Source organism: Micromonospora sp. 15K316, assembly GCF_004348525.1.
In the GTDB taxonomy this organism is placed as follows: Bacteria; Actinomycetota; Actinomycetes; order Mycobacteriales; family Micromonosporaceae; genus Micromonospora.
The window spans coordinates 1-19171 of sequence record NZ_SMKG01000110.1 but is presented as its reverse complement, the minus strand read 5'-3'; the positions used below and the strand labels follow the sequence as shown (position 1 = coordinate 19171).

General features: G+C 74.1%; 17 protein-coding genes. 9 read left to right on the top strand and 8 right to left on the bottom strand.

Annotated elements, in window-relative coordinates; genetic code table 11:
* Nucleotides 1-204: 204 nt before the first annotated feature.
* Nucleotides 205-1044: a DUF308 domain-containing protein gene (locus E1211_RS20130; RefSeq protein ID WP_132350553.1), complete on the top strand. Its 840-nt coding sequence runs from the start codon at nucleotides 205-207 to the stop codon at nucleotides 1042-1044.
* Nucleotides 1045-1221: 177 nt separating this feature from the next.
* A complete protein-coding gene (locus E1211_RS20125) occupies nucleotides 1222-2709 on the top strand; it encodes a trehalose-6-phosphate synthase (RefSeq protein ID WP_165947299.1) in 1488 nt (495 codons plus the stop codon).
* Nucleotides 2710-2713: 4 nt separating this feature from the next.
* Here the strand turns inward: E1211_RS20125 and E1211_RS20120 are convergent, their stop codons facing one another.
* The 6 genes from E1211_RS20120 to E1211_RS20095 all read right to left on the bottom strand — a co-directional run bounded on the left by E1211_RS20120 (nucleotide 2714) and on the right by E1211_RS20095 (nucleotide 8079).
* Nucleotides 2714-3526, bottom strand: a complete 813-nt coding sequence (locus E1211_RS20120) for an alpha/beta hydrolase (RefSeq protein WP_132350552.1) — start codon at nucleotides 3524-3526, stop codon at nucleotides 2714-2716.
* Between the two features lie 118 nt (nucleotides 3527-3644).
* Complete coding sequence (locus E1211_RS20115; RefSeq protein WP_132350551.1) at nucleotides 3645-5045, bottom strand: NAD(P)/FAD-dependent oxidoreductase; 1401 nt, start codon at nucleotides 5043-5045, stop codon at nucleotides 3645-3647.
* A gap of 150 nt (nucleotides 5046-5195) precedes the next feature.
* The gene (locus E1211_RS20110; RefSeq protein ID WP_132350550.1) at nucleotides 5196-5903 is read right to left on the bottom strand and encodes an endonuclease/exonuclease/phosphatase family protein; all 708 of its coding nucleotides are present in this window, start codon (nucleotides 5901-5903) and stop codon (nucleotides 5196-5198) included.
* A 14-nt stretch (nucleotides 5904-5917) separates the two neighbouring features.
* Entirely contained in the window at nucleotides 5918-6865 is a 948-nt protein-coding gene (locus tag E1211_RS20105; protein ID WP_132350549.1) for an ROK family glucokinase, read from the bottom strand.
* A gap of 70 nt (nucleotides 6866-6935) precedes the next feature.
* On the bottom strand, nucleotides 6936-7583 hold the full coding sequence (locus E1211_RS20100) for a hypothetical protein (RefSeq protein WP_132350548.1): 648 nt from the start codon (nucleotides 7581-7583) through the stop codon (nucleotides 6936-6938).
* Nucleotides 7584-7623: 40 nt separating this feature from the next.
* A complete protein-coding gene (locus E1211_RS20095; RefSeq protein WP_132350547.1) occupies nucleotides 7624-8079 on the bottom strand; it encodes an SRPBCC family protein in 456 nt (151 codons plus the stop codon).
* A gap of 170 nt (nucleotides 8080-8249) precedes the next feature.
* Between E1211_RS20095 and E1211_RS20090 the strand changes: the two genes are divergently transcribed.
* The 7 genes from E1211_RS20090 to E1211_RS20060 all read left to right on the top strand — a co-directional run bounded on the left by E1211_RS20090 (nucleotide 8250) and on the right by E1211_RS20060 (nucleotide 16659).
* Nucleotides 8250-10058 carry a long-chain fatty acid--CoA ligase gene (locus E1211_RS20090; RefSeq protein WP_132350546.1) on the top strand — a complete coding sequence of 603 codons (1809 nt, stop codon included), beginning with the start codon at nucleotides 8250-8252 and terminating at the stop codon, nucleotides 10056-10058.
* Between the two features lie 14 nt (nucleotides 10059-10072).
* Nucleotides 10073-11758: a GAF domain-containing sensor histidine kinase gene (locus E1211_RS20085; RefSeq protein ID WP_132350545.1), complete on the top strand. Its 1686-nt coding sequence runs from the start codon at nucleotides 10073-10075 to the stop codon at nucleotides 11756-11758.
* Nucleotides 11759-11765: 7 nt separating this feature from the next.
* Nucleotides 11766-12434, top strand: coding sequence for a response regulator transcription factor (locus tag E1211_RS20080; RefSeq protein WP_007072219.1), 669 nt, complete (start codon nucleotides 11766-11768; stop codon nucleotides 12432-12434).
* 338 nt (nucleotides 12435-12772) lie between these two features.
* Nucleotides 12773-13582 (top strand): SAM-dependent methyltransferase, encoded by an 810-nt coding sequence (locus E1211_RS20075; RefSeq protein WP_132350544.1) that lies wholly within the window; start codon nucleotides 12773-12775, stop codon nucleotides 13580-13582.
* Nucleotides 13583-13667: 85 nt separating this feature from the next.
* Nucleotides 13668-15335 (top strand): bifunctional diguanylate cyclase/phosphodiesterase, encoded by a 1668-nt coding sequence (locus E1211_RS20070; RefSeq protein WP_132350554.1) that lies wholly within the window; start codon nucleotides 13668-13670, stop codon nucleotides 15333-15335.
* Between the two features lie 42 nt (nucleotides 15336-15377).
* Nucleotides 15378-15962 (top strand): TetR/AcrR family transcriptional regulator, encoded by a 585-nt coding sequence (locus tag E1211_RS20065; RefSeq protein WP_132350543.1) that lies wholly within the window; start codon nucleotides 15378-15380, stop codon nucleotides 15960-15962.
* A 25-nt stretch (nucleotides 15963-15987) separates the two neighbouring features.
* Nucleotides 15988-16659, top strand: a complete 672-nt coding sequence (locus tag E1211_RS20060) for a 1-acyl-sn-glycerol-3-phosphate acyltransferase (protein WP_132350542.1) — start codon at nucleotides 15988-15990, stop codon at nucleotides 16657-16659.
* 38 nt (nucleotides 16660-16697) lie between these two features.
* Here E1211_RS20060 and E1211_RS20055 read toward each other — a convergent pair whose 3' ends face one another.
* Together E1211_RS20055 and E1211_RS20050 are read right to left on the bottom strand one after the other, a co-directional pair.
* Nucleotides 16698-17822, bottom strand: a complete 1125-nt coding sequence (locus E1211_RS20055; protein ID WP_132350541.1) for a glycosyltransferase family 4 protein — start codon at nucleotides 17820-17822, stop codon at nucleotides 16698-16700.
* Nucleotides 17819-19078 carry a M48 family metallopeptidase gene (locus E1211_RS20050; protein WP_132350540.1) on the bottom strand — a complete coding sequence of 420 codons (1260 nt, stop codon included), beginning with the start codon at nucleotides 19076-19078 and terminating at the stop codon, nucleotides 17819-17821. The genes E1211_RS20055 and E1211_RS20050 overlap by 4 nt, the downstream gene beginning before the upstream one ends.
* Between the last annotated feature and the right edge of the window lie 93 nt (nucleotides 19079-19171).

Below are 19171 nucleotides of genomic sequence, written 5' to 3'. Positions count from 1 at the left end.
CCCCCGCCCACCGCCTGACGTTCTCCGCACAAACAGACATACGACCCTGCCCGCGACCAGCGGTACGGCGGCCGAGTTTGGAAGACGCGACACAACGCACTCCCGGAACAGGGTCGTGACGTGTCACGATTCAAGGCACGGCGTACGAGTCACGCCGAGGGGGACGGGGCGGCCGCGCCGCAGGCGCGTTGAGGAGGGTGTCCGGTGTCAGCGGGTGGGGCCCGCCGGGGACGGCGGGACAACGGGCTCGACGCGAGCGAGTACGCCATCGCCGGCGACGTCGATCCGCGCGTCGGCGAGCACCTGCTCGACGTCCTGGCCGCCGGCGGCATCGCCGCGTACCTCCAGCCGTCGGCCGATCTCAACCCGGTCACCCGCACCACCACGGTCCCGGCCCGGCCGGTCGACCGTCTCTACGTCGACCGCTCGCACCTGACGACCGCGCGTGACTACCTGAGCCAGCTCACCGACGAGGGCACGCCGGAGCAGCCCCCCGCCGACGAGCCGGACATCGACGCCGAGTGGGCGCGGATCGTGGCCGGCTTCCACACCACACCCGCCCCCGGCGCCAACCCCTGGCCGGCGGCCGAGGACATCGACGAGCCGAGCGGACCGGCGGGCGGCCCGCTGGCCCGGGCGGGGGCCGACGAGGCCGGACCGACGGCGACCGACGTCCGCCGCCTGCCGTACGCGGCCGACATCTCGGGTGTGTCGGTCGGGCGCACCGACCGGCACGACGAGCCGTCGCTCCTCGACGGGCTGGACACCTTCGGCGCCGACCTGCCCGACGACGAGGACGAGCGTTACACCCCGCCCCCGCCGCCGCCGCTGCCTCGGATCTCCAAGTACGCCGCGGTCGGCGTGCTCGCCGTGGTGGTCGGCTTCGTGCTCTTCCTCTTCCCGTCGCTGCTGCCGATCGACCGCTCGATGGTCACGCTTGTCGGTTTCACCGGGATCCTCGCCGGTTTCGTGACGCTCATCTGGCGGCTGCGCCCCGGCGGCGACGAGGACGACCGCGACCCGGACGACGGCGCGGTCGTCTGAACGATCCGCGAGCCGGCAGTCACCGACCGCATCGCGGGACGGTGCCCGCCCACGGTGGGCGTGTCAGTGGTGTAACTTACTGTCAGTAGGAATACCGCTGTACGTCACGTCCACCGCTGACTGACCGGTTGTTCCTTGCTCGTGGCGGTCAGTCCACTGCTGATCGGAATGCCCGAGATGCGACATAGTTCACTGGTCGTGGTCGCCAACCGCCTGCCCATCGACGACAGCATCGCCCCCGACGGCGCGTGCGAGTGGCGCCGCAGCCCCGGCGGGTTGGTGAGCGCCCTGCACCCGCTGCTGCGGCACACCCCCGCGACCTGGGTCGGCTGGGCCGGCGGCACCGGTCCCGCCCCCACCCTGCCCGACGTCGACGGGGTACGCATGCACGCCGTCCCGCTCACCGCCGAGGACCTGCGCGACCACTACGAGGGCTTCGCCAACTCGACCCTCTGGCCGCTCTACCACGACGCCGTCGAGCAGCCGGAACACCACCGGCGCTGGTGGGAGGCGTACCAACGGGTCAACCGACGGTTCGCCGAGGCCGCCGCCGACGTCGCCGAACCGGGCGCGGTGGTCTGGGTACAGGACTACCACCTGCACCTGCTCCCCGGCCTGCTCCGGGCGATGCGACCCGACCTGCGCATCGGTTTCTTCCTGCACGTGCCCTTCCCGCCGCCGGAGCTGTTCATGCAGCTCCCCCGCCGCGCCGAACTGCTACGGGGCATGCTCGGCGCCGACCTGATCGGGTTCCAGCGCGTCCAGGCCGCGCACAACTTCGCCCAGCTCGTGGCGAAGGTGCTGAGCCTGCCGGCCACGGACCGGCGGATCGGCGTGGACGGGCGCGTCGTCCGCATCGGCGCCTTCCCGGTCTCCATCGACACCGCCGAGATGGCCGCGCTCGCCGCCCGGCCCGACGTGGCCGCCCGGGCCCAACGGCTGCGGCAGGACCTCGGCCGCCCGGAGCGGGTCATCCTCAGCGTCGACCGGATGGACTACACCAAGGGCATCGAGCAGCGGCTCAAGGCGTACAGCGAGCTGCTGGCGAGCGGGCACGTCAAGGTCCGCGACACGGTGCTGGTGCAGGTGGCCGTGCCGAGCCGGGAGCGGGTCGGCCAGTACCAGATCCTGCGGGAACGGGTCGAGCGCGAGGTCGGACGGATCAACGGCGAGTTCGGCCGGGTCGGTGAGCCGGCGATCCACTACCTGACCCAACCGTTCGACCGGGCCGAGCTCGCCGCCCTCTACCGGGTCGCCGACGTGATGGCGGTGACCCCGCTACGGGACGGGATGAACCTCGTGGCGAAGGAGTACGTGGCCGCCCGGATCGACGACACCGGGGCGCTGTTGCTCAGCGAGTTCGCCGGCACGGCCGCCGAGCTGTCCCAGGCGTACCTGGTCAACCCGCACGATCTGGAGGGGCTGAAGGAGGGGCTGCTCGCCGCGCTGCACGCCGCCCCGGCCGACGTCAGCCGGCGGATGCGGGCGATGCGAGCGCACCTGCACGAGCACGACATCCGGGCGTGGGCGCGTTCCTACCTCAGTGCCCTGGACGAGACCGGCCCGCTCGTGCGGCAGCTGGTGACCGCGACGGACACCCCGGCCGCCATGCCCGCCCAACCGGGCCGGTCCGCCGCCCGCGTCGAGCATCCGTCGGGCGGCTGACCGGTCAGCGCGCCGCCGGCTCCTTCTCGAGCCAGTCCAGCAGCGCGTCGATCGGCTCCCGCCACCGGGCGTCGAGCATCAGGTCGTGCCCCATCCCGGGGAAGAGCAGCGGCGCCGAGCCGTAGCGGCGGGCCACCCGGCTGAGCGCGGCGGCCGGCACGATCCGGTCGTCGGGGCTGCCCAGCACCAGCACCGGCGGGTCGCCCACCGGCGGTTCCAGCTCCGGACGGGTCAGCAGCTGCCACTGGGCCCGCCGGCTCGCCCGGCCCAGCGTCGAGACGTAGCGCCGGGCCTCCGTGTCGGCCAGCTCGCGGCTGAACAGCTGCGCGCGACTCAGCCGCAACCGCCCACCGAACGCCGCGGGCAGGGTACCCGCCGGGTTACGGCGAAGTGCGGTGCCGAGCGTCCCCCAACCGCCGAAGACCGGCGAGACCAGCACCGCCGCCCGGGCCGGATAGCGGGCCAGCGCGTGCGCCACCACGAGCGCCCCGGCGCCGTGCCCCACCAGCACCGCCTGGCGCGGCAGGCCCGCGGCCACCTGGACCACGTCGTGGACGTACGCCCGCAGCGACGCCTTCGGTGCGGCCTCGCTGCCGCCGTGCCCGCGCAGGCTCACCGCGTGCGCGGGGAACCCGCGGGACACGGCGTGCCCCAGCCAGTGCTCGGCGAACGCCCACGCCCCGTGCCCGAAGCCCGGTACGAAGAGCAGCGGCGCGCGTCCCTCCTCCAGCTCCGGGGTGGTGCTGAGCACCTCGCGCCGGACCGGCCGGACCGGCCGCGCCCACTCCGCCCCCCGGATGATCCGGACACTGCTCACGGAATCAGCCCTTCGCTCGCGACGGCCCGTCCCCCGGGCCCACTCTGCTCACCCGCGCTGCCGCCCCGCCCCGCGCGGCGGCGCGGCGCGTCGACGACGGCTTGCTCGCCGCGCTCGCTCACTTCCCCTCCAGGGAGTCGAGGGCGCGCTGGACGGCACGCAGGTAGTCGACGTGCCCGACCTCGAACCAGTGCCGGGTGCTCTCCTTCACCGGCCCGGAATAGCGCTCCCCCGCCCGGGCCTGAGCGGTCGCGGCGAACGCCGCCGCGCGCTGCGGGTGGGTGCGGCGCGTCTGGAGCAGGCGGGCGAAGAGCACGGCCTGCCAGTGCGTCAGCGTGAACAGGCCCGAGTCCGGCTGGAGCAGGCCGACCACGGCCAGCGTGGGGTGCCCGGGCGCGAAGGCGTTCAGCCAGAGGTTGGGACGGCCGGTGCCGGAGTCGTCGCCGAGCACCTTGGGGTCGAGGAAGTCGAAGCGCGGCAGGTAGCCGGTGGCGAAGACGACCAGCTCCGGTTCGATCTGCCGGCCGTCGGTCAGCTCCACCCCGTACGGGTTGAAGCGGGCGACGTCCGGCACGGGCGTGATCGCGCCGTGCCCCACGTGGTACACGAGCTGGCTGTTCGCGATCGGATGGGTCTCGTAGACCCGGTGATCCGGCGCCGGCAGCCCGAACCGGGTCAGGTCGCCGACGGTGAGCCGCAGCGTCGAGTGGTAGAGCCACTGCCGCAGCCGCAACGGCACCCGCAACGCGAGCAACGTGTCGTTGACCTGGTCGGCGGGGCGCCCGAGGACGTACTTGGGGGCGTACCAGTAGCCGCGCCGGGTGGAATGCCAGCAGTGCGACGCCTGTTGCGCGGCCTCGACGGCGATGTCGCAGCCGGTGTTGCCGGCGCCGACCACCAGCACCCGCTTGCCGCGCAGCTGGGCGGGGTCCTTGTACGAGGACGCGTGCATGATCTCGCCGCGGAACTCCTCCAGCCCCGGGTAGTCCGGTAGCTTCGGCGACCAGTTGTGCCCGTTGGCGACCACCACGGCCGCGTAGCGGGAGGTGCGTTCCGGACCGTAGCCGCCCGTGCTGCGGGTGGTGACGTCCCAGCCGTCCCCCTCGACGGGCTCGACCCGGATCACCTCCGTGCCGAACCAGATGTGCGAACGCAGGTCGAAGTGGTCGGCGTACCGCTCGAAGTAGGCCAGCAGCTGGCTGTGGTGCGGGTAGTCCGGCCAGGAGTCCGGCATCGGGAAGTCGGGGAACTGGGTGAACGGCCGTGACGAGATCAGGTGGGTGCTGGCGTAGACCGGGCTGCGGTCGTGGCGCCAGTTCCACGCGCCGCCGACGCCGGTCTCCCGCTCGTAGCAGTCGACCCCGAAGCCGTGCTCCTTGAGGTTCTTCATCGCTGCCAGGCCACTGGCCCCGGCGCCGATGACGCAGACCGTGTCGCCCCGGTCGGAGACCGGGCGGCCGTCACGGCTCAGGGCGAGCGTGGTCGCCTCGGGATCGGGCCGGTCGGTGGAGGTGGTCACCGGAACATCTCCTTTTGTGCGGCACGGGTGCCGTTCGCCGCGAAATCCTCCCCACATCGGAGCCGGTTGTCCAGCCCCGGTGCGTACCGGGTCGCGGGCGCCGCCACGGGCCGGCTCGGATCCCCGGCCGGCGCGGCCCGGGGGGCGTGCTCAGCCGGTCACCGGCAGCAGCAGGTCGACCAGGACCGGGAAGTGGTCGCTGGCCCGGCGGGTCTGCGGGGTGTCCAGCACGTCGTAGTCGACCACGGTGATCCGCGGGTCGACGAAGAGCGCGTCGATCCGCGACCGGGGGGCGGCGCAGGAGTAGGTGAGCCGGTCGGCGCGGTCGGCGACCACCGCCGCGTCGGTCAGCCCGCGGGCGACGGTGGTCCAGGCCGGCCCGTCCGGTCCCTCGTTGAGGTCCACGCCGACCACCACCGGCAGGGCCGCGGCCGCCAGCTCCCGTTTGAGGACGGCGGCCTGCGCGGGACGCTCCGCCGGGTCGGTGGACAGGTGGGAGCCGGCCAGGGTGAACCGGGCGCCGCCGGCGACCGCGCAGTCGGCGTACGCGGCGCCGCGCAGGTGCCGACCGGGGGTGAGCGGGAACCGCTGGCACCGGGTGGCGAGCACCCGGACCCGCAGGCTGGTCAGGAGCAGGTTGCCCAGCGCGGGCAGCCCACCGCCCGCCACCACCAGGTCGAGCGACTCGGCGAGCGCGGCCGACTTGCGCCGCCAGCGGAACCGCCGCGGCCCCTCCTGCACGATCACCACGTCCGGGGCCGCGCCACGGATCACCGCGACCAGGGCGGCCACGTCGTCCCGCTGGCCGTGGATGTTGTACGACAGCACGCGCAGCGGCACCCCGGAGCTTCCCGTCACGGCGATCCGCCCGCCTACATCCGCCGGGCCAGGTCCGCGGCGCCGATGACGCCCGCGCGGTTGCCCAGCTCGGCCGGGCGGATCTCGGCGACCGGAAGCCGGCTGCGCTGGGCGAGCGAGTCGATGTAGGAGCGCCGGGTCGGCCCCATCAGCAGGTCACCGGCGTCGATCACGCCGCCGCCGACGACGAGCACCTGCGGGTCCAGGATCTGGGCCATGTCCGCCAGGCTGGTGCCGAGCCAGCGGCCGACCTGGGCGAACGCCTCGGTCGAGACCGGGTCGCCGCCCTTGGCCGCCGCGGTGACCATCGGCCCGGTGATCGCCTCGGCCGCACCACCGGCCAGCTCCAGCAGCGCCGTGGCCCGCTGCGGTTCCTCCCGGGCGGCGGCGCGGGCGAAGCGGACCAGGGCGCTGCCGCTCGCGTACTGCTCGATGCAGCCGAGCCGGCCGCACCCGCACTGGTGGCCGTCCGGCACGGTCAGCATGTGGCCCAGCTCGGCGGCGATGCCGTGCGCGCCGCGGACCAGCTCGCCGCCGAGCACGATGCCGCCGCCCACACCGGTGCCGATGGTGAACATGACCATCGAGTCGTCGGCGTGCCGGGCAGCGCCGTGGCGGAACTCCGCCCAGGCTGCCACGTTCCCGTCGTTCTCGACGACGACCGGCAGGCCGCTCTTCTTGCTGACGTAGTCGCGCAGCGGCTCGTCACGCCAGGCCAGGTTCGGGGCGAAGAGCACGGTGGAGCGGCTGGCGTCGATCCAGCCTGCCGCGCCGACTCCGACCGCCTCGATCGACCGGCCGGAGGCCAGCTCGCTGACCAGGTCCGTGATGACGTCCCGGGTCTTGGCGACGTCCTCGGCGGGAGTGTCCCGTCGGGCGTGCACGAGCACCTTGCCGGTCTCGTCCACGACACCGCCGGCGACCTTCGTGCCACCGACGTCGATCCCGATGGTCAGCGTCACCGCTGCCGCCCCCCTCTGCTGTGCTGCCCCGCCCGTGCCGGCCCTGCCGGCGAGTGGGGGATGTCCCTGGTCAGGCCCCGTCGCCCGGTGCGTCCGCGCCCACGTCACCGGGGGCACGCGACGCGGGCACCACGGGTCGGTCGGCCGGCGCCCGGTCGGCCGTCGCTGCGGCCGACCCGGCGTCGTCGACGGGTGGCACGGGGACGGCCGGGGCGGTCGTGTCGTCCGCCCGGGTCGCGGCGGACCACACGTCCTCCTCCGACGCCGGCTGAGAATCATGCCCGCTACGGGTGGCCTCGCGCCAGACGAGGTCGTTGTCTGACGCGCCACCTCCCGCCTCGGCGGGCGGGTGCGCGGGCCGCGGCGGCGGGTTCGCGGAGGCGAAGGCACGCATCAGGCTGGCCACACCGGCCGCCAGATCGCCCGCACCGGTGGCGAGTCGCTCGGCGAATTCGGGACTCGGATCACGAAGCGCAGCTATACCGCGACATACCGGACAGATGCAGCACTCGGCAGTTCCGGTGGCGAAACCGGCTCCTTCCGGACGGGACTCCTCGGCGGGCCGGCCGCTGTGACCGAGGACACTGGCCACGATCCCGCCGAGCGGGCCCCAGGCCCCTGCCGTCGGGTTGGCGGCGGCCAGGCGCGCGGTCGCCAACAGCGTGGCGACGAGTCGCTCCGCCTCCTCCCGGGCCGAGCCGGGATCCGTTGCCACCATGGTCGACTCCTCTACCGTGGCGGCTGGGCCGCCGGCCGCGTCACTGCGCCGCACCGGGTGCTTCTACCCGGCGCTTGAGCTGCTTCAACGCGGTATCCATGATCATTTTTTCGGCCTTGCGACGGAACATACCGAGCATGCCGACCGAAAGCTCCACCTCAAGCGTGTACGTCACCGTGGTCCGGCCGTCGGCCCCGCCGACCAGGTCGTACGAGCCCTGCTGCGACCGCTGCATCTTCGACGGCGCCACCAGATGCCACTCGATGCGGGTCAGATCCTCGGCGTAGGCGTAGGCGAGCACGTACTCGTCGGCCAGCACCCCCGCGTCGATGGTGAACCGGACCTGGCTGGCGTAGCCGTCCTCGTACTCCTCGACCACCTCCACCCGCCGCATCGCCTCGGACCATTGCGGGTAGCGCGCGAAGTCGCAGATGACCGCCGCCACCTGCTCCGGTGGCGCGTCGATGACTATCGACTGGGTGGAGGTGTCCGCCATGGGGGGAGGCTACCCGGCGTGGCACGACGCCCGGCCGTCCCGCCCCCACGCCACGCCACGCCCGGGGCGGGCAACCTACCCGGAGCGCCCGGACGACCGGACAGGTAGGTTTCGACAGAGCCGACCCGTGGGCCCGGCCGATCGACCAGTACGAGCACGAGGGAGTGCAGGTGCGCGAGTTCTCGGTACCACCGATCGTCACCGTCGGCGACTCCGCCAACCTCACCGACCCCGTCTGGGACAACGCCGAGGCCGCACCCGACACCGTCCAGTTCGTCCGCCCCACCGGGGCCGCCGCGGGCCCCGCCTGGGCCGACGTCACCTGCCTGCAGTTCCGTGACGAGGTGATCGCCGTGGCCCGGGGCCTCGTCGCGGCCGGCGTACGGCCCGGCGACCGGGTCGGGCTGATGAGCCACACCCGTTACGAATGGACCCTGATCGACTACGCGATCTGGGCCGTGGGCGGGGTGTCCGTGCCGATCTACGAGACCTCCAGCGCCGAGCAGGCGGCCTGGATCCTGGCCGACTCCGGCGCCGTGGCCTGCGTGGTCGAGACCAACGCCCACGCCACCCTCCTGGCCGGCGTACGCGATCAGCTCCCGGAGCTCGGGAAGGTCTGGCAGATCGACCTCGGCGCGGTGGACGAGCTCGTCGCCGCGGGCGCGTCGGTCGACCCGGCGGAGATCGACAGGCGCCGCGCGGCGCTCCGCGCCGTCGACGTGGCCACGATCATCTACACCAGTGGCACCACCGGCCGCCCCAAGGGCTGCGTGATCACGCACCGGAACATGTACGCCGACATCGCCAACGCCGTGCCGGTGCTGCCGAACCTGTTCAACCCGGGCGCCTCGACGCTGCTCTTCCTCCCCCTGGCACACGCCTTCGCCCGGCTCATCCAGGTCGGCGTGGTGTACGCCAGGGCCACCATGCGGCACTGCGCCGACCCGAAGAACCTGGTCGCGGAGCTGCAGGAGTTCCGCCCGACCTTCGTGCTCTCCGTCCCCCGCGTCTTCGAGAAGGTCTACAACGCGGCCAAGCAGAAGGCCGAGGCAGACGGCAAGGGCGGCATCTTCGCCCGCGCCGAGCAGGTCGCCGTGGCCTACAGCGAGGCGCTGGAGTCCCCCGGCGGGCCGGGCTTCGGCCTGCGGGCCCAGCACGCGGTCTTCGACCGGCTGGTCTACCGCAAGCTGCGCGCCGCGCTCGGCGGCCGGTGCCGGGACGCGATCTCCGGCGGCGCCCCGCTCGGCGCCCGACTCGGCCACTTCTTCCGCGGCATCGGCGTGACGGTGCTGGAGGGGTACGGCCTGACGGAGACCGCGCCCGCCGCCGCCGCCAACCTGCCCTCGGCGACCCGGATCGGCACGGTCGGCCGGCCGCTGCCCGGCGTGACCATCCGCATCGAGGACGACGGCGAGATCCTCATCGCCGGCGAGCTGGTCTTCGACGGGTACTGGCGCAACGAGGAGGCGACCGCCGAGGTGCTCACCACCGACGGGTGGTTCCGCACGGGCGACCTGGGCCGGCTCGACAACGACGGTTACCTCAGCATCACCGGCCGGAAGAAGGAGATCATCGTGACGGCCGGCGGCAAGAACGTCGCCCCGGCCGTGCTGGAGGACCAGGTCCGGGCCCACCCCCTGGTCAGCCAGTGCCTGGTCCTCGGCGACCAGAAGCCGTTCATCGCGGCCCTCGTCACCCTCGACGAGGAGGCACTGCCGCGGTGGCTGGAGTCGGTCGGGCTGCCCACCGACACGCCGCCGGCCGAGCTGCGCGAGCACGAGGGGCTGCGCGCCGAGATCCAGAAGGCCGTGGACCTGGCCAACGCGGCCGTCTCCCGCGCCGAGGCGATCAAGGTGTTCCGGATCCTCCCCCGGGACTTCACCGAGGCGACCGGCGAACTGACCCCGTCGCTGAAGGTCAAGCGCCAGGTCGTGCACAAGACGTACGCGGCGGAGATCGCCGAGATCTACCAAGGCTGACTACCATCCGTCACGTGCCCGCCTCGACAACCGCCCGACCTCACCCCCTCGCCGCTGCCGCTCGCCTGGTGATGCTGGCGCTGGTCGCCGTCCTGACCCTCTTCGCCACCCGCGAGCTGGCCCAGCTTCTGTGGATCGCGCTGCTCGCCGTGGCCGGGCTGCCCGCCCTGCTGGCCCCGCAGCACCGGATCATCGCCCCGCTCAGCCGGGTGGCGGAGGTGGTGGTGCTCGGGCTGGCGGCGAGCCACGTGGCGGCGGTGGCCCTGGTCGGCGGGTCGATCCACGGCCTGGGCGCGTCCGCGGTGCTGCCGTACCTCGCGGTGCCGGTGACCGTCACCGCCCTGCGCCGCCGCTTCCGCGAGGGCGCCGGCCTGCTCGCGGTGGCCGCCGCCACCCTGCTGGTCAGCGGCGCGCTCACCGAGGTGGACGGGGCCCGGCAGATCACCCAGCCGGGCTACCTGGCCGTCTGCGCGCAGTGGCTGATCCTCGCGGTGCTCGGGCTCTACGCCGCGCGCACCCTGCATCGCGTGATGCAGGCGCGCGGGGAGGGCAAGCCGCAGCCGTACGCCGAGGCGACCCGCCTGCTCACCCAGCTGCGTACGGTCGCCCGGCAGCTGCCCGGCGCGACCCTCGACCCCGGCGGCATCTCCGAGCACCTGCTGGAGGAGCTGCGCAACGTGGCGACCAGCCACCGGGCCGCCGTGCTCTCCGCCAGCGGCGGCGGCCGGCTCGTGGTGCTCGCCCAGGTGGGCGTCGACCGGGTCGACTGGGAGACGACGCTCGACGCGGACTCGGCGATCGCCGACGCCTGGGCCAGCCAGCAGCCGCAGACCGCCGCCCGGTCGCAGGCCCGCTCGCACCCGGGTGGGGACGTCTCGGCGCTGATCGTGCCGCTGGTCGCCGGTGTCCGTACGGTCGGCCTGGTGGTGTTGGAGGCCGACGCCGCGCACGCCTACCCGTCGCCGGTGGTGTCCCGGGTGACCGCCCTGACCGGCCCGGCCGCGCTGCGGCTGGAGGCGGCGCTGCTCTTCGACGAGGTTCGCTCGCTGGCCACCAACGAGGAGCGGCAGCGCCTGGCCCGGGAGATCCACGACGGGGTCGCCCAGGAGCTGGTGATGGTCGGCTACGGCATCGACAACGCCCTGGCCACCGTCCACGACGACGCCGAGGAGACCGCCGAGTCGCTGCGCACGCTGCGCGCCGAGGTCACCCGGGTGATCACGGAGCTGCGGCTGAGCCTCTTCGAGCTGCGCAGCGAGGTGGACCGGCACGGCGGACTGGCCGCCGCGATCGCCGAGTACGCCCGCACCGTCGGCGCGTCCGGCGGTCTGCGGGTGCACCTGTCGCTGGACGAGTCGACCGCACGGCTTCCCGCCGCCACGGAGGCGGAGCTGCTCCGCATCGCGCAGGAGGCGGTGACCAACGCCCGCAAGCACGCCGGGGCGTCCAACCTCTGGGTCACCTGTGAGGTCGACCCGCCGTACGCGCAGATCGAAGTGTCGGATGACGGTCAGGGGATCGCTGACCAGCGGCCCGACGGGCGGTACGGTCTTGCGATCATGGCCGAGAGGGCGGAACGTATCCGGGGCCGGTTGGAGATTCGGCCCCGGCGACCGAGCGGCACGACCGTGGCGGTGGTTCTCGGCACCTCGCCCCGGCGCGATAACGTGCGCGGTAGCGCAGGAGCAGAAGGGGAGTAACCCGAGGATGACCACAAGCCCGACACCGGCCACCCGTACCAAGGTCCTCCTGGTCGACGATCATGACCTGATTCGGAAGGGCCTGCGGCACGCTTTCGAGCGGGACCGGCAGTTCGAGGTCGTCGGTGAGGCCGCCACCGCGGCGGAAGGGGTCCGCCAGGCCGGGGCTCTGCAGCCGGACGTGGTGATCATGGATCTCCGGCTGCCCGACGGCAGCGGCCTCGAGGCCACCCGGGCACTTCGCAAGTCCAGCGCCTCGATGGGCATCGTGGTGCTGACCATGTACGCCGGCGACGACCAGCTCTTCGGCGCCCTGGAGGCCGGCGCGAGCGCCTTCGTGCCGAAGACCGCACCCGCCGACGAGGTCGTGGCCGCCGCGCGGCACGCCGCCTCCTCGCCCAGCGCGTTCACCGCCGCCGACCTGGCCGAGGCGATGAAGCGCCGGCTGGCGCCGTCCGGGCCGCAGCTCTCCCCGCGCGAGGGCCAGGTGCTGCGGCTGCTCGCCGACGGGATGAGCGTGGCGGGCATCGCCAAGCAGCTCTTCGTCAGCGAGTCCACCGCCAAGACCCACATCTCGAAGCTCTACGAGAAGCTGGGCGCGGCGAACCGGGCGCAGGCGCTGATGACCGCGCTGCGGCTGGGCCTGCTCGAAGCCCCGGACGCCCCCAAGTTCTGAGGCGTACCGCCGCGCCCCCGGGCGTCCCTCCCTCGTCTTCGCGGGCCGGCGACGGACCCGGACGACGCCCGCCGTGTCGGCGACCGGCCCGGATACGACACCGGTATCCGGGCCGGTCCCCGCGGTGCCGGGTCGCCGCCTGATCCTCGTCCCGGCTCGACGACCTCCGGGGGACGCGCCCTGATCCGCGTCGGCGCGGCGGCCTGCGCGGGCTTTCGCGTATCGACCGGCGTCGGCTGCCGAAGTGGTGACCGACTATGGTCACCCGGGCACTCGGAGGGGCAGAATACCGCGGTGCCGGGCAACGACGCCCGTGCCGCCGAGGTGAGGGGTGGAGCATGCAGCGGCCGGACTGGGCACCCGAGACGATCGACATCGAGCGCCCGAGCGTGGCCCGCATGTACGACTACTACCTCGGCGGCTCGCACAACTTCGCCGCCGACCGGGCCGCCGCCCAGGCGATGGTGGCCGCGGTGCCGGAGGCGCCGCTGATGGCCCAGGCCAACCGGGCCTTCCTCCGGCGGGCGGTGCAGTTCCTCACCGAGGCCGGCGTCCGCCAGTTCCTGGACATCGGCTCGGGCATCCCCACCGTGGGCAACGTGCACGAGATCGCCCGCCGCTCGGCGCCCGACTCCCGCGTGGTCTACGTCGACGTCGATCCGGTGGCGGTGGCGCACAGCCGGGAGATCCTCGCCGGTGACGCCCGGGCCACGGTGGTCCAGGAGGACCTGCGCCACCCGGAGCGGATCCTCGCCCACCCGGGCGTGCGCGGGCTGCTCGACCTCGATGAGCCGGTCGCCGTACTTGTCGTCGCGGTGCTGCACTTCGTCTCCGACGAGGACCGGCCGGCGCGGATCCTCCACACCCTGCGGGACGCGCTCGCGCCCGGCAGCTACCTGGTGATCTCGCAGGCCAGCGACGAGGGGCGCGGCACCGAGGAGCGGGCCGAGGCCCAGCGCGTCTACCGGAGCACCGACAACCCGCTCTGGGTGCGCAGCCGGGCCGAGCTGACCGCCTTCTTCGACGGTTTCGACCTGGTCGATCCGGGGGTCGTGTGGGTGCCGCAGTGGCGTCCGGAGGCGCCGGAGAACGCCGAGGACGCGGAGCGGGCCGTCTTCATGGGCGGTGTCGGGCGGTTCGGTGGCTGAGTCGGCGGCGCCCCGGACGCCGTCGCGTCCCGGGACGTTCGCCCGCGCCTGGGCCAAGGCGGTCGGTGGCACCAGCTTCCTGCCGATGACCCAGGCGCAGCTGGAGGCGCTGCTGCAACGCCTCGCCGACCAGCTGGCCGGCGCGTTGCTGGCCGAGCCGTTCGACCTGCGCCCCGGTTACCGGGTGGGCACCGAACTGGTCGCCAACCACATCGCCTCCGCGGAGGGGCTGGGCCGCACCGTCGAGGTCGTCCAGCTCCGGCTGATCCGCGACCTGGGTCTGGTGGGCGACGACGTCGAGGATCGGCTGGCCCGGCTGCTCGCCGCGGTGGCCACCGGGTACGCCCGGGCGTTGCGTGACCGCACCCTCGACGAGCAGGAGTCGATCCGGCGGGCCGTGATGATGGCCCGCACCCAGGCGGAGCGCGCGTTGCGGGAGAGCGAGGCCCGCTTCCGTCGCCAGGCCACCCACGACTCGCTCACCGAGCTGCCCAACCGGGCGCTCTTCACCGAGCGGCTCACCGCCGCGCTCAACGAGCCCGGCCGGGGGGCGCAGCGGATCGGGCTCTGTTTCGTCGACCTCGACCGGTTCAAAGTCGTCAACGACTCGCTCGGCCACCAGGTCGGCGACCGGCTGCTGGTCACGGTCGCCGACCGGCTGCGCCGGGCCCTCGACGGGCACCTGGTGGCTCGCCTCGGCGGGGACGAGTTCGTCATCCTGGTGGAGCGGACCGGCGGCAGCGAGGACGTGGTGGCGGTGGCCGACGCGGCTCTCGCGGCGGTGCGTGAACCGGCCATGGTGGACGGTCACGAGCTGGTGGTGACGGCGAGCATCGGCATCGCGGAACGGCAGGTCGCCGGGACCACGCCGAGCGACCTGATGCGCGCCGCCGACAGCACGCTGCACTGGGCCAAGGCGGCCGGGGGCGCCCGGTGGGAGATCTTCGACGCCGAGCGCAACCGGCGGGAACTGGCCCGGTACGCGCTCTCCGCGGCCATTCCCCCCGCCCTGGAGCGGGGCGAGTTCTACCTCGACTACCAGCCGCTGACCTCGCTGCGCGACGGCACCCTGCTCGGCGTGGAGGCGCTGGTGCGCTGGCGCCACCCGGAGCTCGGCGTGTTGCGACCGGGCAGCTTCATCGGGCTGGCCGAGGAGACGGGGCTGATCGTGCCGCTCGGCGCCTGGGTGCTGGCCGAGGCGTGCCGCGAGGCCGAGGGCTGGTCGGCGCGGGGCGGCCGGACGCCCTTCGTCAGCGTCAACCTGGCGGTACTCCAGGTGCACCGGCCGGGCCTGGTGCAGGAGGTACACGGACTGCTGGAGCGCACCGGGTTGCCGCCGGAGCGGCTCCAGTTGGAGATCACCGAGAGCACCATGATGAGCACCGCCGAGGAGCCCGTACGCGCCCTGCGCGGCCTCGCCGACCTCGGCGTACGGATCGCCATCGACGATTTCGGCACCGGCTACAGCAACCTCGCGTACCTGCGGGATCTGCCGGTGACGGAGCTGAAGGTGGCCGGTGAGTTCGTGGCCGGCCTGCGCGCGCCGGCGGCGGATCCGGGCAGCCGCACCGACGAGCGGATCCTCGCCTCGCTCGTCTCCCTGGCGCACGCGCTCGGTCTCACGGTGACCGCCGAGGGAGTGGAGACCGCCGGTCAGGCCGAACGGCTGCGGGCGATCGGCTGCGACGCCGGTCAGGGCTGGCACTTCGGCCGTCCCGCGCCGGCGGAACGAATCCTGGAGCGCGTCGGCTGAGGCGAGTAGACAGCGTCTACGCCCGCCTGGTAGACACTGTCTATGTCAGATTCGGAGCCGGACGTCCGCACCCGGCTGATCGACGCCGGAGTGGAGCTGGTCCGCAGCGAGGGACACGGCGCGGTCTCCCTGCGAGAGATCGCCCGCCGGGCCGGTGTCTCGCACGGCGCACCGAGGCGCTACTTCCCCACCCATCTCGACCTGCTCTCGGCGATCGCCCGGCAGGGCTACGCCGACCTCGGCGTGCGGATCGCCGCGGTCGTACGCGACGCCGGGCCCGACCCCCGCGAGCAGCTCCTCGCCCTCGCCCGGGCCTACCTCGACCACGCCGCCGCGCAGCGCGGCATGTTCGAGCTGATGTTCCGGCACGACCTGCTGAACAGCGGCCGGCTCGGGCTGCGCGACACCAGCCTGCCGCTCTTCACCCTGCTGGTCGACCTCGTCGCGCAACTCCGGCGACCGACCGACGCCCCCGCCTCCGTCCTCGCCGGCGCGCTCTGGGCCAACCTGCACGGCCTCGCGCAGCTCTGGGCGTGGGGAAGCCTGCAACTCGCGACCGGCGCCACCGACGACGACGCGCTGCTGCGGGCCGCGCTCGACGCGCACCTCGGCCCCGCCCGCGCCTGACCATCCCCATCGGATCGGAGAAGACGTGCCGCTGCTGTACGACCTCGGCAAGCTGACCGTCGGCGGCGCCCTGCGGATCGGCTGGCGCCCACGGGTGGAGGGGCTCGCCCACGTGCCCCGCCACGGCGGGGCCATCCTCGCCGGCAACCACCTCTCGGTCGCCGACGAGCTCTTCCTCGCTGCCGTCACGCCCCGCCGCATCGCCTTCTGGGCCAAGTCGGAGTACTTCTCCGGCGGCGGCGCACGCGGCTGGCTGAGCCGCCGCATCGTCAGCGGCATGGGCGCCATCCCCGTCGAACGCGCCGGCGGCCGGGCGGTGCTCACCGCGTTCGACGCCGCCGTGCCGGTGCTCCGCGCCGGCGGTCTCGTCGCCGTCTACCCGGAGGGCACTCGCTCCCCCGACGGGCGGCTGCACCGCGGGCGCACCGGCGTGGTCCGGCTGGCCCGGGACGCAGCGGTGCCGATCATCCCGGTGGGCGTGCTCGGCACCGCGGAGGTGCTGCCGATCGACGCGCGCCTGCCCCGCCGGCATCCGGTGACGCTGCGGTTCGGTGCGCCGATCCCGGTGGCCGGACGGATCCACGGGCCGCGGGACATCCGGCTCCTCACCGATGAGGTGATGGCGGCGATCCAGCGGCTGACCGGCCAGGAGTACGTGCCCCGCTACGCCCCGCGGCGGGATTCCCTGGCCGCCTGAGCGGTACGGCCCGGTTGCCCGTCGGCGCGGCCCGCCGGTCAGCCGGCGAGCAGGGCGGCCATCCGCTGGGCCTGCGTCTCCCAGCGCCACTCCCGCTCCACCCAGGCCCGCCCGGCGGCACCCAGCTGTCGGGCCAGGTCCCGGTCGGCGAGCAGCCGGGACACCCGCTCGGCGAGCTGGGCGACGTCACGGCCGTTCACCACGTAACCGGTCTCCCCCTCACGGACCGCGTCCGGCGCGCCACCGGAGTCCCCGGCGACCACCGGCAGGCCGGCCGCGGACGCCTCCAGGTAGACGATGCCGAGGCCCTCCACGTCCAGCCCGCGGTTGCGGGTGCGGCACGGCATCGCGTAGACGTCGCCGGCGGCGTAGTGCGCGGGCAGCTCGGCGGCGGGCACCGACCCGGTGAAGACCACGTCCCGGTCCACCCCGGTCTGCCGGGCGAGCTTCTCCAGCGTGGCCCGGTACGGTCCACCCCCGACCACCAGCAGCGCGGCGTCGGGAACCCGGCGGATGATCTCCGGCATGGCCCGGATGAGCATGTCCTGACCCTTGCGCGGAACGAGCCGGGACACGCAGACCACGACCGGTCGGTCGGAGAGCCCGAGCCGGGTCCGCACCGGCTCGCCGTCGACGTCCGGGTGGTAGGTGTCGACGTCCACCCCGGGCGCGAGCCGGTGCAGCTCGGTGCGCCCGTGCAACGCCCGCGCCAACCGGACCCGGGTGTACTCACCGAGGTAGGTGGTCACGTCGACGCCACGCCCGATGTGCCGCAGCGCGGCCCGCGCGCCGGGGAGCGCGGCCCAGCCGATCTCGTGCCCGTGCGTCTGCGCCACGAACCGGCGGATGCCCGCCCGCCGACGCAGCCCGCCGGCGAGCAGGCCGAGCGGGGCCGCCGCGCCGAACCACACCGTGTCGCAGTCGTACGCCCGGGCGAGGCGCGCGGCCCGCCGTGCCACCAGCGGGGTGGGCAGCAACATCCGGGTGCGTTCCCGGATCACCTCGAACGGCTGGTCGGCGTCGAACTTCTCCGCCCCGCGCCAGGTCGACGCGTAGACCACCACGGAGCCGGTCGGCTGGCGCACCGCGAGGTTGTGCACGAAGGACTGGATCCCGCCGGGGCGGGGCGGGAAGTCGTTCGTGACCAGCAACGTCCGGGTCATCTGCCGGCCTCCCTGGCATAGGCGCGGGCGGCGGCCATCCGCTCGACCGTGGACGGGTGCGTCGCGGAGTAGAGGTACTCCCAACGGGGTGGATCGGGGTCGGCCAGGTTGACCGTGGCCAGTCGCCGCTGCATCGACTCGAAGGCGGACGGGTCGTCGGTGAGCGCGAGCGCGTGCGCGTCGGCGCGTTCCTCGACCCGCCGGGAGATCAGCGCCTGGACCGGCGCGGCGACCAGGCCGGCGACCGTCACCAGCGCCAGGAGCAGCGGGAACGCGCGCGGTTGGGCCACCGAGTCGACGCCGGCCAGCCGCAACAGGGGCGCCCACGAGCCGATCAGGTAGAGGGCGACCACCGCCGCGGCGGCCCCGAGCGCGCCGGTCAGCGTACCGACAGTGACGTCACGGTCGCGGGCGTGTCCCAGCTCGTGCGCGACCACGGCGGTCACCTCCGCCGGCGGGGCCTCCCGCAGCAGGGTGTCGTAGACGACGACCCGCCGGGTCGGCCCGATGCCCGAGACGTACGCGTTGACCGCCCGCGTCCGGCGCGACGCGTCGGCGACCAGGACGTCCCGCACCGGCACCCCGTCCCGCGCCGCCATCGCCATCAGCTCGGTGCGCAGCGGGCCCTGCTCCATCGGGGTGAACCGGTTGAAGACCGGCTCCACCAGCACGGGCAGGACGAAGGAGAGCAGCACCACCAGCCCCGCCGCGCCGGCCGCCCCGAACGCCCACCACCAGCGCGGCGCGAGCCGGATGACCGCGTAGAAGCCGAGCAGCGCCAGCGCGCCGATCACCGCGCTCACCGCGTACGACTTGAGCAGGTCGACCAGCCAGCCGGCCCAGCCGTTGGTGCTCAGCCCGTAGCGGGTGAGCACGGCCTGCCGCCAGGCGGAGAACGGGAGGGTGACCAGGTCGGCGACGAGCACGACGGCGAGACCGCCGACCACCGCCTGGGCGACCCAGTGCCCGCCGAAGGGACGCCCGGCCAGCTCGACCAGGCGGCTGCCCAGCGGGGTCAGCCCGAGCGCGAGGGCGATCAGCAGACCGACGACGAGGCTCGCGTATCCCCCGGGGCGCAGTGCGGCCCGGAACTCGCGCCCCCGGGCGACCTGCTCCGCCGGAAGGTCACCCAGCGCGGCGAGCTGGTCGGCGCGGGGCGCCGGCGGTCGGTGCCAGGGGATCAGCAGCACGGTGACGACGACCAGCGCGAGGGCGAGCCCGGCCAGCGTCACCACTGCCCAGCCACGCGGGCTCATCGCCGCGCCCCGCCATCCGGAACAGGGCGACGCCGCCGGGGAGGGCGAGAGCGCCGGCCCCGCCGGTGGTGCCCGTCCCCGCCCCGCGATACC

Excerpts from the sequence above, each read along its gene's own strand:
- E1211_RS20125 (WP_165947299.1), top strand. The coding sequence starts at position 1,222 with ATGCGACATAGTTCACTGGTCGTGGTCGCCAACCGCCTGCCCATCGAC.
- E1211_RS20100 (WP_132350548.1), bottom strand. The coding sequence starts at position 7,583 with ATGGTGGCAACGGATCCCGGCTCGGCCCGGGAGGAGGCGGAGCGACTC.
- E1211_RS20095 (WP_132350547.1), bottom strand. The coding sequence starts at position 8,079 with ATGGCGGACACCTCCACCCAGTCGATAGTCATCGACGCGCCACCGGAG.
- E1211_RS20080 (WP_007072219.1), top strand. The coding sequence starts at position 11,766 with ATGACCACAAGCCCGACACCGGCCACCCGTACCAAGGTCCTCCTGGTC.
- E1211_RS20075 (WP_132350544.1), top strand. The coding sequence starts at position 12,773 with ATGCAGCGGCCGGACTGGGCACCCGAGACGATCGACATCGAGCGCCCG.
- E1211_RS20070 (WP_132350554.1), top strand. The coding sequence starts at position 13,668 with ATGACCCAGGCGCAGCTGGAGGCGCTGCTGCAACGCCTCGCCGACCAG.
- E1211_RS20065 (WP_132350543.1), top strand. The coding sequence starts at position 15,378 with ATGTCAGATTCGGAGCCGGACGTCCGCACCCGGCTGATCGACGCCGGA.
- E1211_RS20055 (WP_132350541.1), bottom strand. The coding sequence starts at position 17,822 with ATGACCCGGACGTTGCTGGTCACGAACGACTTCCCGCCCCGCCCCGGC.
- E1211_RS20050 (WP_132350540.1), bottom strand. The coding sequence starts at position 19,078 with ATGAGCCCGCGTGGCTGGGCAGTGGTGACGCTGGCCGGGCTCGCCCTC.